This is a genomic window from Aquirufa aurantiipilula, from assembly GCF_019923745.1.
GTDB classification, from domain to species: domain Bacteria; phylum Bacteroidota; class Bacteroidia; order Cytophagales; family Spirosomataceae; genus Aquirufa; species Aquirufa aurantiipilula.
In genome coordinates this window covers 282447-295384 of the sequence record NZ_JAANOG010000004.1, presented here as the reverse complement: position 1 = coordinate 295384, position 12938 = coordinate 282447, and the positions used below count along the sequence as shown (strand labels likewise).

General features: G+C 37.4%; 13 protein-coding genes. 5 read left to right on the top strand and 8 right to left on the bottom strand.

Annotated elements, in window-relative coordinates; all coding sequences use genetic code 11:
* Window positions 1-8: 8 nt before the first annotated feature.
* The 5 genes from porK to sucD all read right to left on the bottom strand — a co-directional run bounded on the left by porK (window position 9) and on the right by sucD (window position 5351).
* Window positions 9-1121, bottom strand: a complete 1113-nt coding sequence (porK, locus tag G9H60_RS06480) for a T9SS ring complex lipoprotein PorK/GldK (protein WP_223143260.1) — start codon at window positions 1119-1121, stop codon at window positions 9-11.
* Window positions 1122-1281: 160 nt separating this feature from the next.
* A complete protein-coding gene (locus tag G9H60_RS06475) occupies window positions 1282-2280 on the bottom strand; it encodes a PorP/SprF family type IX secretion system membrane protein (protein WP_223143259.1) in 999 nt (332 codons plus the stop codon).
* A gap of 113 nt (window positions 2281-2393) precedes the next feature.
* Window positions 2394-3182, bottom strand: coding sequence for a uroporphyrinogen-III synthase (locus G9H60_RS06470; protein ID WP_223143258.1), 789 nt, complete (start codon window positions 3180-3182; stop codon window positions 2394-2396).
* Window positions 3183-3273: 91 nt separating this feature from the next.
* The gene (locus G9H60_RS06465) at window positions 3274-4461 is read right to left on the bottom strand and encodes a hypothetical protein (protein ID WP_223143257.1); all 1188 of its coding nucleotides are present in this window, start codon (window positions 4459-4461) and stop codon (window positions 3274-3276) included.
* 11 nt (window positions 4462-4472) lie between these two features.
* On the bottom strand, window positions 4473-5351 hold the full coding sequence (sucD, locus tag G9H60_RS06460) for a succinate--CoA ligase subunit alpha (RefSeq protein ID WP_223143256.1): 879 nt from the start codon (window positions 5349-5351) through the stop codon (window positions 4473-4475).
* 143 nt (window positions 5352-5494) lie between these two features.
* On the opposite strand from sucD, the gene recN reads away from it, so the two are divergent.
* From recN to G9H60_RS06440, 4 genes are read left to right on the top strand one after another with little or no spacing between them, the layout of a single operon-like run.
* Window positions 5495-7159, top strand: a complete 1665-nt coding sequence (gene recN / locus G9H60_RS06455) for a DNA repair protein RecN (protein WP_223143255.1) — start codon at window positions 5495-5497, stop codon at window positions 7157-7159.
* Between the two features lie 13 nt (window positions 7160-7172).
* Window positions 7173-7568, top strand: a complete 396-nt coding sequence (locus tag G9H60_RS06450) for a hypothetical protein (protein ID WP_223143254.1) — start codon at window positions 7173-7175, stop codon at window positions 7566-7568.
* Window position 7569: 1 nt separating this feature from the next.
* Window positions 7570-8181, top strand: a complete 612-nt coding sequence (locus G9H60_RS06445; RefSeq protein WP_262899967.1) for an SCO family protein — start codon at window positions 7570-7572, stop codon at window positions 8179-8181.
* Window positions 8182-8613, top strand: a complete 432-nt coding sequence (locus G9H60_RS06440; RefSeq protein ID WP_223143252.1) for a c-type cytochrome — start codon at window positions 8182-8184, stop codon at window positions 8611-8613. It abuts the gene before it with no gap.
* On the opposite strand, the gene lptC is transcribed toward G9H60_RS06440, so the two are convergent.
* Together lptC and G9H60_RS06430 are read right to left on the bottom strand one after the other, a co-directional pair.
* Window positions 8607-9155: an LPS export ABC transporter periplasmic protein LptC gene (gene lptC / locus G9H60_RS06435; RefSeq protein ID WP_223143251.1), complete on the bottom strand. Its 549-nt coding sequence runs from the start codon at window positions 9153-9155 to the stop codon at window positions 8607-8609. The two genes, G9H60_RS06440 and lptC, sit on opposite strands and share 7 nt — an antisense overlap.
* A gap of 12 nt (window positions 9156-9167) precedes the next feature.
* A complete protein-coding gene (locus G9H60_RS06430; protein WP_223143250.1) occupies window positions 9168-10487 on the bottom strand; it encodes an outer membrane protein transport protein in 1320 nt (439 codons plus the stop codon).
* 107 nt (window positions 10488-10594) lie between these two features.
* On the opposite strand from G9H60_RS06430, the gene G9H60_RS06425 reads away from it, so the two are divergent.
* The gene (locus G9H60_RS06425) at window positions 10595-11683 is read left to right on the top strand and encodes a mechanosensitive ion channel family protein (protein WP_223143249.1); all 1089 of its coding nucleotides are present in this window, start codon (window positions 10595-10597) and stop codon (window positions 11681-11683) included.
* On the opposite strand, the gene G9H60_RS06420 is transcribed toward G9H60_RS06425, so the two are convergent.
* The gene (locus tag G9H60_RS06420) at window positions 11680-12819 is read right to left on the bottom strand and encodes a 2-isopropylmalate synthase (RefSeq protein WP_109325399.1); all 1140 of its coding nucleotides are present in this window, start codon (window positions 12817-12819) and stop codon (window positions 11680-11682) included. The two genes, G9H60_RS06425 and G9H60_RS06420, sit on opposite strands and share 4 nt — an antisense overlap.
* Window positions 12820-12938 lie beyond the last annotated feature (119 nt).

The following is a 12938-nucleotide window of genomic DNA, read 5'->3' as shown; positions in this document are numbered from 1 at the left end:
AGTAAAATTTAATTTTGTTTAGGACGTCCCAAATAGCGCATCATACATCTAAACCCAATATATGAACGTTTGTTTTGTTCCAATTCGTAAGCTCTTGTACCAGTTTCAAGATAATAGGCAATATCTTTCCATGAACCACCACGAGTTACTTTTCTCGGCTCATCTGCATCTTTATTAACTGTATTTAAATCCCATGTGACAGCTACAGCATTATCTGCATAGGCATCTTCACACCATTCTGCTACATTACCTGCCATGTTGTATAAACCAAAATCATTAGGATCATAGGCATTGGCTGGAGCAGTATATGAATAACCATCTGCATCATAGTTACCACGATGAGGTTTAAAGTTGGCTAATAAACAACCTTTGGCATTGGAAATGTATGGATTACCCCAAGGGTATTTAGCTGAAGCTCTTCCCCCACGTGCTGCCCACTCCCATTCAGATTCAGATGGAAGCTCAAAGCGAGGTAAAATAAATTGACCTTGTTTTCTACGATAATCATTCATCAACTTACTTCTCCACAAACAAAAATACTTGGAAGCTACCCAGCTAACACCGACCACAGGATATTGATCAAAAGCTGGACTAGAAAAATAATATTCGGTCATCGGATCACCGTTATGGTAAGTAAAATCACGCTTCCAAACCGTTGTGTCCGGATAATATTCCGACATGATTTTATCTTCTCCTAAAACAGAAACCGAATCTTTTAATAAAGCATAGGTAAATTGGCGGTACTCATGGTTGGTGATTTCCGTATCATCCATGTAAAAAGCAGCAACAGTAACACGTTTGTTAAAGTTTACTCCTGCATGTGAAACTTCTTCATCGGCTTGCCCCATCATATAACTCCCTGATGGAACCAATACCATACCATAAGGTGTAGGTTGTGACCACCCCTTACGTGTTGTAGCAACAATCTCTCCATTCTGAACTCCAGGAACTTCTTTATTAGCTTTGCCAATTCCTAAAATTCCTTTTCCCGAAGAGCCCTTCTTACTACTTAGCGTCTTAGAACCACCTGAGTTTTTGGAACCACAACTGTTCAAAACGACAGCCATTGCCAAAATCGAAAGTCCTACTATTAATCTCTTTTCAACAAATTGAAAATTCATAGAAGCAAATTAAAATTACTGTTTGTTAACGTAACAGGGTTTAAAAAATTGTTTTTACACACATATACCCTACCCACACTCATTCAAATTCCTCAAATTTAAAGCATTTTCTAGGAATATTTCAGCAAAAGTACAAAATTTTATGCCTTAAACTGAAATCCTATAAAATCTTAAACCTAGGTGTTCTTACTGGAAGTCCCTTAATTCCATTGGATTGAAATGAAGGTAATTGAAAGCGAACAAATATCTCATGCGTCAAAGGTGCTTTAACCGCTGCTTGCACCATGGACACGTCCAATGAATAACCAATATCCAATCTTTGTTGCAATAAGGAAAGTCCCGCCATACCTATTGCGGCATCATTTAAGCGGAAAGACCCTCCTATCCAAAATAAATCTTTGTACCCAAATCTACTTCCTGCCTCTGGCAAAATGTTTCCTGAATAATATCGTACTTGAGCGAATGGCATAGCAGCCAAATTCTCAGATAATGCGATTTCAGCCGAACCGTGTAAAGCAGCCACGAGATTAATGGGCATATTACCTTGTGGCGTATCCATGGTGAATGTAGGAGAAGTCAGGTGATCGGCAGAAAAACCTATTTGCCAATTATCTTTGGAATAAAGCATACCTAAACCAAGGTCAAATTGATTTTGACTAATTACTTTACCGGATAACTGACTAGCTATAGGATCATTCTCATCTCGTATACGATAGGCACGACCATCAAATGATTTTCCTTGTAATCCGCCTCGTAAACCAACAGATAAAATAGCTTCTCCTACAGTATAATGATAGGCCAACTGTATTTTCATGGAATTTTGTCCCACCCCAGACGGGGTCTTATCGGACATAACCAACAATCCTACTCCTAAATTTAATTTACTAAATGGCAGAGAAACACTCAGCAGTTGAGTTCCTAGATTTCCTGGTCCTTCTACGCTTGCCTCATACTGAGTCCATTGATTTCGATAATGCAATTGGGCAAAGGACGCGCCCCTTAATCCTGAATTAGCTGGATTTTGATTGATCGCATTGAGTTGGAACATGCTTAAACCTGGATCTTGTTGTGCCAACATGGTTGGACTCCAAAATAGCAGCCCAATGCCAAAGCACACAAAAATCCATGAGGGTAAGACTAGTTGCTTGTTGAAGCGCATGTTCAATTTTTAGCTTGTTAGGCGATTTGATGGCTAAAAATAAGCATTATTTTCAAACGAGAAAACTCCATGACATATATTAACAAAAAAGCCCCGAACCGGGGCTTTTTGATTTAAGCATTTGCTTGCTTGATGTAATGTTCCAAAGCTCCTGTCATGGATGGCGCATTAGGCATCGGGGCTTGTATATCTAATAATAAACCCGCATCCGTTACAGCCTGAGCTGTAGTAGAGCCAAATGCGGCTATTCGCGTATTATTTTGCTTGAAATCAGGAAAATTCTCAAATAATGAAGTGATTCCAGATGGACTAAAAAATGCTAGCACATCATAAAATACTTCTTCCAAATCAGACAAATCAGCGGAAACCGTTTCATACATCACAGCCTCTGTCAATTGAAAATCATTCGTTCCCATATAATCTGGCAAATCCTTTTGACGTTTATTTGAGCAAGGGAATAAAAACTTCTCTGATTTATGCTTTTTGATTATTTCCAATAAATCCAACGCTGTCTTAGTTCCAGTAAACACTTTACGTTTACGGATAACAATGTATTTCTGTAGGTAATTGGCTGTTTGCTCTGTAATACAGAAGTATTTCATATCGGAAGGCACCTCAATCTTGGCTTCCTTACAAATACGGAAGAAATGATCTATGGCATTACGGCTAGTAAAGATGATGGCCGTATGCTCCAAAATATTAATCTTCTGCTTTCTGAAATCTTTGAAAGCGATTCCGCGCACCTCAATGAATGGACGGAAATCCACTTTGACACCATATTTTTTTTCAATCTCAAAATAAGGAGACTTAGCATCAGTAGGTGCTGCTTGAGTAACTAAAATACTTTTAACTTTTTTTAACCGCTTGATGTCCGGGGTAGCAACGTTAGCTATTTCACTCATAAATCAAATTTGTATTAACTCGATAATCTAGAGAAGTCAACTTTATGTGGCAAATATACAAAAAAAAATCTTGAAAATCACTCTCTTAAGTCTAGGTGTATTGTGGAAATATCAATTCTCGAATTCCAAATAAAATGACGATGGCTTCTGTAATAATTAAATAAGCATAAAGTGATAACCTATTGACTGATAGAACCTTATTGAAAACTTGAGTAAAATACACAAAACGAATTATGACATATGCATTCAATAAATAAGAAACTATTTCTAAGTCGATGGAATAGGCTGGTCCCCGATATACTGCATACAAGCCTATGCTAATGAAAACAAGGATAAAGAATTGAATATTAGCTTGAATGGACTTAAAGAAATGTAAATTGGCAACTGATTTTAGTTTAAATAAATTGGCGAAAAGTTGAAATATAAAATATTGTATAATAAAAATCAGGTAGGCCAACAAAGTTCTGGAAAATATAAACCACAGGGAGGGCATTAGGGTGCTATAGTTTTCTTCATTGACAAAAAAAGCATCTCCAGAACGGTAGGTAATTCCATTATAAAATGCCATTAATGCAATCAAAAAGCTTAAAATAAAAAGGACATATAAATTGGCCAAGGAAAAAGGGCTTTTTACGATCGCATTTTCTTTACTTTCCCAATTGACCCAATCACTGAAGCGGAAATAAACTTGAAAATAGCGATTGAATCCTGCAAAAAGTAAACCTAGAAACGCCAAAATCGCTAAAAATCCCAACGTGAAAAAATGCGTGTACACACCAGAAGCACGATTAAGAAACAATTGGACTTCTCGGTTTTGCGCAATCACTTGATCGAATTTTTTATCAATACTTAACTCTCCAGGTAGTCCTTCTAAGGTACTGCTATAAAAAGTGGCAATTACTTGTTCTTTGTGATGTTCTTTAAGTAAACTATCTAAAGAAAACCGAATCAACTCCCCTTTCTCCAATTTACGCTGAAAGGCACCATCAATGAATAAATGATAGGTTTCCTTGGGTTTGATCGTCAGATAGGCTTGATAATATTCCCGATTACTCAGTTGAATGGATTTTGAATGGTAGGCATAATGCTGACTTGGGATGTAGGGTAGAAAGCTATTCCAAGATGATTGATATACCAACCATTCTTTTTCAATGGAATGCAAAGGCTTCCAAACAGCCGCTTGTGCCGAAGTTGTGAATAGAAATGCCCATAAAAAAAATCTGCTCCATCGTAGCACGAGTGCGTGGAATGAAGCAGATTTTTTGATAAAAGGAATCATCCTTTAGTATTTTACTTAGCAGATAATGCTTTTAACATCGTTTCACCAATATCAGCTGGAGAGTAAACGACATGAATTCCACATTCTTGCATGATTTTCATTTTTGCTTCTGCGGTATCATCAGCACCACCAATGATCGCACCCGCATGACCCATACGGCGACCTTTTGGTGCAGTTTGACCTGCGATAAAACCAACCACTGGTTTTCTATTTCCGTCTGCTTTAATCCAACGAGCTGCTTCTGCTTCCATTCCACCACCAATCTCACCAATCATCACGATACCCTCTGTTTCAGGATCATTCATTAATAATTCAACCGCTTCTTTCGTAGTAGTTCCGATAATAGGATCTCCTCCAATTCCAATGGCTGTCGTTTGACCTAAACCAGCTTTAGTCAACTGATCTACTGCTTCATAGGTTAATGTTCCTGATTTAGAAACAATACCCACTTTACCTTTTTGGAAGATAAAACCTGGCATAATACCAACTTTACACTCTTCTGCAGTCATTACACCTGGACAGTTCGGTCCGATTAGACGACATTCTTTAGTAGAAATATATTCCTTAGCCACAATCATGTCTTTGGTTGGAATACCTTCTGTGATACAAATAATCACTTTAATTCCTGCATCAGCTGCTTCCATAATCGCATCAGCTGCAAATGCTGGTGGCACAAAAATAATGGATGTATCAGCTCCAGCATTAGCTACTGCTTCAGCTACGGTATTAAATATAGGACGATCTAAATGCGTTCCTCCTCCTTTTCCTGGAGTAACACCACCGACTACATTGGTTCCATAAGCGATCATTTGCTCGGCATGAAAACTTCCTTCCGTACCTGTAAAACCCTGAACTATAATTTTGGAATTTTTATTTACTAAAACACTCATTTTGTCTGGTTTAATTATTCTAAGGCGAAAAATTTTTCCAAAGGTACAAATTATTGATAAATTAATTTAAAAAGCTTTAAGAGCGAGTAAATAAATATTTCAACAAATAATTTTCCGTAAATTTAAGCTTCTATTTCAGATACATGCTTAGGCACTTAGAGGTTCAAAATTATGCATTGATTGACCAGCTAGATTTACATCTGGCAGAAGGATTGACTGTGATAACTGGTGAAACTGGAGCAGGAAAATCAATCCTATTGGGGGCCATTTCGTTGCTATTAGGACAAAGAGCAGAAATCAAAAGCTTGTATGACGACCAAAAAAAATGTGTCATTGAAGGCACTTTTTCCGTAGCAGCTTATCCTCATTTGAAGGACATATTCCAACAAGAGGATATTGATTTTGAAGACCCTTGCTTAATCCGAAGGGAAATTAACCCCCAAGGAAAATCTAGAAGTTTCATCAATGACACACCTGTCACCTTGGAAAGCATGAAGCGGATTGGCCAAGAATTGGTGGATATTCATTCTCAACAGGATAATGGCTGGATGGGACATCCTGATTTTGCTTTAGAACTGGTGGATGATTTTGCTCAAAATCAAGTTCTAAAAGTTGGATATGAAAAAGCATTCAAAGCGTTTCAAATCGCACTTCAGCATCAAGAACAGTTGGCGCAAAAATCCAAACAAGGGAATCAAGCCATCGATTTTTTACAATTTCAATGGGATGAATTAGATAAGGCTCAGTTAGTAGAGGGAGAATATGAGCAATTAAGTGAGCAATTACAAAGACTACAAAATTCAGAACAGATTTTGGAAAAATTGGCTCAATTAGCCAATTACATAAGTTTATCTGAAGCTTCAGCTTTGGAACAAATAGGACAAGCAAGGCAATTAAGTCAGAGTTTGTCCAAATGGGGTCAATCCTTTGACCAATGGAACCAACGAATCCAATCGCTTTGGATTGAATTAAAAGATCTTTCTGCTGAAGTAGAAAGTGAAGCTGAATCTTTTCAGTCGGATCCTATAGCCTTGGAAAAATGCCAAAAAAGGCTAGATCTTTTGAACCGACTTTTACAAAAGTATCAAACGAAAGACATACTTGGTTTGATTGATTTAAGGAATCAATTTGAAGAGGAATTGGCTCAATTTGAACATGTTGACCAAGCCTTAGAGGAAGCAAATCTAGCTCTTATTGAAGCAGAAAAGTTGACTCAAGAAAAAGCAATTTTACTACAAAAAAGCCGGTTAGAATCCTTGGATTCCATTGAAGCCGTACTTTTGGCATCCTTGCAACAATTAGGAATGCCCAATGCACAGTTGGCCTGGGAAGTGCAAAGCACCAAATTGACAAAAACAGGTCAAGATAAAATACAATTACTATTCTCTGCCAACAAAGGTTTGGCACCCAAACCCTTTAAGCAAATAGCCTCTGGAGGGGAATTAAGTCGCTTGATGCTTTCTATCAAACATTTATTAGCACAAAAGAGAGCTTTGCCGACTTTGATTTTAGATGAAATAGATACGGGTGTATCGGGCGAAATTGCCATTAAAATGGGGCAAATGTTAACCCAAATGAGCCAAAATCATCAATTGATTGCCATCACACATTTACCTCAGATAGCGGTAACTGGACAAGCACATTGGTTTGTATACAAAAATCATGAAGGAGAAAAGACTGTTTCTAGTATAAAAACCTTGGTGGGTGAAGAAAGAATTGATGAAATTGCTAAAATGATTGGTGGACAATCTGGTTATGTTGATTTGAAAGAAAACGTACGCAAACTAATGAAGTCTAATGCATCATAGATAAATACCCAATATGAAATCATTTAAAATATTCCACTTTCTCCTTGTAAGTATAGCTTTAGTATCTTGTAGTCAATCTGAGGATGTGGCAGTAAAAGAACTAAATGATTCAGTCATGAACTTACATGATGAGTTAATGCCAAAAACTGAACAAATAATTCAGTTAAAAACGAGTTTAGATAGCTTGAGTAAAGGGCCTGATTCTGTCCATGTAAAAAAGCTAATTCAGTCTTTGGATAAAGCTGATGCTGAAATGATGAATTGGATGCACCAATTTTCCATTGATTCATTGTCCAACATGGAATTCAAAGCGAAGCTCACTTACTTACATGAGCAATTAAAAAAATTAAAGACAGTAGAAACACTTACAGATTCCACCTTACATGCCGCCAATCAATATAAAAAATAAGTTGGGGAGACTTTTATTCTTCTCTATCTTACTATTTTCTGCTTGTCAGGAGAAAAAAACTTTACCTATTCTGGGGCACAAAGATACTGTGGTAAAAGGGGGAAAAGTGGACACCGTTTATCACCAGATACCATCCTTTCAATTTCTAAATCAGGATTCTTCTTGGGTTAGTGACAAGAATTATGAGGGAAAAATTTACGTGGCCGATTTTTTCTTCACCTCCTGCCCTACTATTTGTCCTAAGATGAAAACGCAGATGTTGCGCTTGTACGAACGCTATGCTAATGAAAACCAATTGGGCTTATTATCGTTTAGTATAGACCCAGACTTTGACAAACCGCACATCTTGAAAGCTTATGCTGCAAGATTACAGGTAAAATCTCCTAAATGGAATATGGTCACTGGCGAAAAATCCAAAATTTACGAACTGGGGCAAAAAAGTTTCATGGTTACTGCCCAAGAGGACAAAAATGAGGCAGGTGGATTTGTTCACAGTGGGGCTTTTATTTTAGTGGATAAACAGCGTCATGTTCGGGGTATATATGATGGGACAAAAGAACAAGAAGTCAACCATTTGATGGAAGACATAGAACTATTATTGAAAGAAAAATAAATGAAAATCAAGCAAGCCATACTTGGCCTATTAGTAGCAGGAACAATACTCACCATTCAATCTTCTTGTCAGAGTAAAGAAGAGATTTTTAGGCAACAATATGTGGTGGAAGGTATGATGCAATACGAGAAGCACTGTGAAAATTGCCATCAAAAGGATGGTTCTGGATTAAAAGATTTATATCCTCCTTTGGCTAAAACAGATCTTTGGGAAAGATTAAACGCGAGTCAAATTGCTTGTATTATTAAGAATGGCCAAAAAACAGCCATCCTTGTGAACCAAAAATCGTATCAAAATTACATGCCAGGAAATAGCAAATTGGAGGCCCTAGATGTCGCCGAAATTGTTACTTACCTACGAGATAAATGGGGAAATGATCCTCGAATATTTTCTTTAGATAGTGCTCGTTTGGCACTTAAAAACTGTCAATAGTCTGTCGGTAAACTCTCTACTGTCAAAACAGAATTTGTGACATGGCGTAAGGAATAATGGGTAAAGTCTTGAGCGGCATCCATTCCCACACCGTAAATGATTTCTTTTTTGGTTCGTATTTGAACAGGTTTCTCCGTAAACACTCTCTTTTCCTCAGGTAGCCAAGTAAATTCATCCGTTTTCAAAGTTTCCTCTTGTTGAACGTTAAAAATCTGGACATTGCCCATCAATTTATAGGAATTCTTTTGCTTGAAAAAATGTGCGGAATCACCCCTAATTTGGGAAGTAACATTACCCATTTTATCATAAAACCATAGTTTTACTTCTTTGGGATATACCCGATCTTCCGAATACAAAGTAATTTGGGAAGGTGTGACCATACGGACTACGGTTCTGGCTGAATCAGAATACACCATATCGATATCCGTCAATTCGGATTTCGGACCCACATAAATTAAGTGTTTAGCTGTTTTTTCTTCTCGACAAGCCAGAGAAACAATTGACAATACAAGCAGCAAAAAGAGATTTCTCAAATCGCGCATGGGTTGATCGTGTTAGTTGAGTTTCACCTTTTGGAACCAAAGGTCACTAAGTGTTAATCCTATGGTAATTCTTTGGTATTGTTCCTCAAGACCATTGTCTGCCAATACACCGCGCTTCCCAATTTGGTAGGCAATATTCAGGTAAGAAAGATTTCTCAAAGGTAAAGCCACACCTAGACTAACATATTTATCCACGGCATATTTCCCATTTCCCATGTAATCATAGGGAGTAGTAGAATAACTGAAACCTGCACGGTAAGTTGCTCTTTTAAAATAATTGGAGATTGCTTCAAAATCAGGGGTATATTCACCACCCACAGACCAGCGAGTACTTACAGGAAGTTTGGTTGAGCGACCTAAATTATTATCCACTTTGGTCCAATCTGTTCTAGAATAATCAATCCCAATCATCCATTTGGCTAATTTCTCCAAACTAGCACCAAAGTGCTGGGTAACAGGAAGATTCTGTGTAAATGGAGTTGACTTATTTAAGGTATCTGCATTAATAGCAGTAATACCAGAAAGATCCATGATAGCGAATCGCTTCAATTGTTTCGAACTTAATGTTGAACTAAGGTCAAATGAAGTACCTAAGTTGACATAAAGATCACTTTTCAATTGTTTACGATATGCCAAGCCACCTCTAAATAGGAAGTCAGAATAATCAATTCGATTTTCTAATTGTATTTTGTAGTATTGACCATCAGACAAATTCTGAGTAGACACATTACGATTCACGGTACCAAATAAATAATCAATGCCGAAACCTAAGTAAAATTCTTTACCAATTCGTACACCATTGTTTAATGTTAATTTGGTCACTCCACCCTTTCCATCATAACTGTAAATTAAACTATCTACACCCAACAGGTTCAAACGGCGGAATGAACGGGTAGCATATTCTACGGAAGAGTGAGGACGAATACCAATAGAAGCTGTCCAACGACTCGAAATGGGTAAAGTTAAATTTAATGAATGGTAATTTCCACCAAAAATTTGTTGGCGTTGACGAGTATCCTGTAAGTCTTTCAGTTCAGTTTTGGCCCCTACTTCAAAAACGGTATATCTGTTTCTTGCCAATAAGGCAGGGTTAATCATGTTGGTGTAAATTCCATTGGAATTGGAGACACCTAAACCGCCCATCATGGCATTACTCGGGCTACCACCTTCATCCAATTCCCCCATACCAATGTAAGAAAGAGGCGAATTCAAAATGGTTTGAGCAGAAGATGTAAAGCTAACAGCGGCACTAATGAATAAGCTAAGTGCTAAAAACAAGGCACGGCTTGTTTTTAATTTAGAATTTTGGATAATCAAAGGACGAAGAATCATAAAATAATTTACCATACAGCTTAGCCTGTAAGTCTGCAAAGGTCGTACTTTTTTTTCACATTCGACTAAGTTATTCTCTATATTTGGGGTCAAAATTGATAATTCAGATGAGAGAAGCATTGGCTAATTGGTATTTATTGGAAAATTCGGCGGAGGATATATTATTTTTTGTAGGTATCTTGATTATTGGCCTAGTACTGAGAAGGTTCTTTTCTAATTCCTTTTCTAAAATCATCTTCCGTTTTCTACCCAATCAGTTCATTCAAGTCCAAGATTGTATTCAATTATTGAGAAAGCCTGTCGAGCTTTTGTTGTTTTGGATCTTTCTTTATTTCAGTATTCAATATTTGCATGTTCCCAGTGCATGGCATTTCAATCCAGTTGAAAAATTTGGTTTATTATATTTATTGCAAAAAGCATTTGAAACAGCTGTCATCATCACTTTTACTTGGTTAGTGGTTCGGATGTTAAAGGTGATTATTCTAATAGCCCAACAAAAATGGCAGGGGGTTGAGCAGAAGTCTAAACAACAATTCATTCCTTTCCTGAACGACCTAGGTATGGTTTTTATTATTGCAGGCTCGGGATTTGTCTTGCTTGGCAGGGTGTTTCAAGTAGATGTGATGGCGCTAATTACAGGATTAGGTTTAGGAGGATTGGCTTTAGCTTTGGCTGCTAGAGAAACTTTGGAAAATCTATTTGCTTCCTTTACAATTTTCTTGGATTTGCCTTTTGTGGTGGGAGACAGCATTCAGGTAGGAAGCATATCCGGAGATGTAGAAAAAATTGGTTTTAGAAGTACCAGATTGAGGGCATTGGATGGGAATTTGATTATGATTCCAAATCGATTATTAACTTCACAGTCTTTGGAAAACATGAGTGAGCGAAATTTCCGTAGGGCAAAATATACTTTGTCATGCTCACTGCAAAGCAAACCTGAACAAATACAAACGGTAATACCTCAAATAGAACAACTTATTCTAGCGGAGCCACTTTGCAAGAAAAAAGCCCCCAAAATTATATTTGAGGGCTTTGGTACATATTCATTAGATATCTCTGTTACATTTTTTGTTCAAACAAGTGATTTTGCCAAATTCCAAAACGTTAAGCAAGAGATTAATTTAGGTATTTTAACTTGCTTACAACAAGCTGGTATAAGCTTGGTAAGTAGTGCAACTGCACCTAATATGAACTAACCTACTAGCTCTTTTAAATCCTCATCGTGAATCATCTTACGCTCGTCTGCCATCAATAGGAAACGAGTATATAATTTATCCAATTCTGGCTTTTCTAGTTCAAAACCTAGTAATTGCAAGCGGTGACGTAGGGCGGCACGACCCGAACGAGAAGTTAACAGGATTGCGGAAGAAGGCACTCCAACATCTTCTGGATTCATGATCTCATAGTTCTGAGCATGTTTCAAGAATCCGTCTTGGTGTATACCGGACGAATGGGCAAAGGCATTAGCACCAACTACTGCTTTATTAGCTTGAACAGGCATGCCCATCAAATTGGAAACTAAATTTGAGATAGGAAATAAATGCTTGGGATTAATGCCCGTAGTAAATCCTAAATCTTTATGGACATTTAAAATCATAGCTACTTCTTCCAAAGAAGTATTTCCGGCTCTTTCTCCAATACCGTTTATAGTTACCTCTACTTGACGAGCACCAGCTTGAATCCCAGCAATGGTATTGGCAGTTGCTAAACCCAAATCATTGTGATTGTGCATGGAAATAGTAGCCTGATGGATATTGTCTACATGCTCAAAAAGATATGATATACGGTGGTGCATTTGATGAGGCAACAAATAACCCGTAGTATCGGGTAAATTAACCACGGTAGCACCAGCCTTAATGACGGCTTGGGTTAATTGGGCTAAAAAAGGTAAATCAGCACGACCAGCATCTTCTGCAAAAAACTCTACATCTTCCACGTAGGATTTTGCATATTCTACTGCCCAAATAGCTTGCTCAATTATTTTTTCACGAGTTGAATTAAATTTATGCTTGATATGGACGTCTGAAGCCCCTATACCTGTGTGAATACGAGGCTTACGAGCTGGTTTTAAAGCCTCAGCTGCTGCGTCAATATCTTCTTTTCTTGCGCGCGTCAAACCACAGACAGTCGCTTCTGTAATTACTTCAGCAATGGCCTTCACCGAAGCAAAGTCACCAGGAGAAGAAATAGGAAAACCTGCTTCAATGATATCGACACCTAATTTTTCGAGTTCTTTCGCCACTTCAATTTTTTCCTCACGGTTCAATTGACAACCGGGTACTTGTTCACCATCGCGTAAAGTGGTATCAAATATTTGAATGCGATTATTCATAGGTTTGTTTCTGTTAATTAGTTAGCAAAACTACCTTTAATTACATTATTAACCAAAAATCAACATTTTAGGAATGATTAAAATTTAGATTAAAAATCCACAAAAAATGAATAATAAGT

What these genes read in the sequence shown, in the direction of transcription:
- porK (WP_223143260.1), bottom strand. Translation starts at nt 1,121, where the DNA reads ATGAATTTTCAATTTGTTGAAAAGAGATTAATAGTAGGACTTTCGATT.
- G9H60_RS06475 (WP_223143259.1), bottom strand. Translation starts at nt 2,280, where the DNA reads ATGCGCTTCAACAAGCAACTAGTCTTACCCTCATGGATTTTTGTGTGC.
- G9H60_RS06470 (WP_223143258.1), bottom strand. Translation starts at nt 3,182, where the DNA reads ATGAGTGAAATAGCTAACGTTGCTACCCCGGACATCAAGCGGTTAAAA.
- G9H60_RS06465 (WP_223143257.1), bottom strand. Translation starts at nt 4,461, where the DNA reads ATGATTCCTTTTATCAAAAAATCTGCTTCATTCCACGCACTCGTGCTA.
- sucD (WP_223143256.1), bottom strand. Translation starts at nt 5,351, where the DNA reads ATGAGTGTTTTAGTAAATAAAAATTCCAAAATTATAGTTCAGGGTTTT.
- recN (WP_223143255.1), top strand. Translation starts at nt 5,495, where the DNA reads ATGCTTAGGCACTTAGAGGTTCAAAATTATGCATTGATTGACCAGCTA.
- G9H60_RS06450 (WP_223143254.1), top strand. Translation starts at nt 7,173, where the DNA reads ATGAAATCATTTAAAATATTCCACTTTCTCCTTGTAAGTATAGCTTTA.
- G9H60_RS06440 (WP_223143252.1), top strand. Translation starts at nt 8,182, where the DNA reads ATGAAAATCAAGCAAGCCATACTTGGCCTATTAGTAGCAGGAACAATA.
- lptC (WP_223143251.1), bottom strand. Translation starts at nt 9,155, where the DNA reads ATGCGCGATTTGAGAAATCTCTTTTTGCTGCTTGTATTGTCAATTGTT.
- G9H60_RS06430 (WP_223143250.1), bottom strand. Translation starts at nt 10,487, where the DNA reads ATGATTCTTCGTCCTTTGATTATCCAAAATTCTAAATTAAAAACAAGC.
- G9H60_RS06425 (WP_223143249.1), top strand. Translation starts at nt 10,595, where the DNA reads ATGAGAGAAGCATTGGCTAATTGGTATTTATTGGAAAATTCGGCGGAG.
- G9H60_RS06420 (WP_109325399.1), bottom strand. Translation starts at nt 12,819, where the DNA reads ATGAATAATCGCATTCAAATATTTGATACCACTTTACGCGATGGTGAA.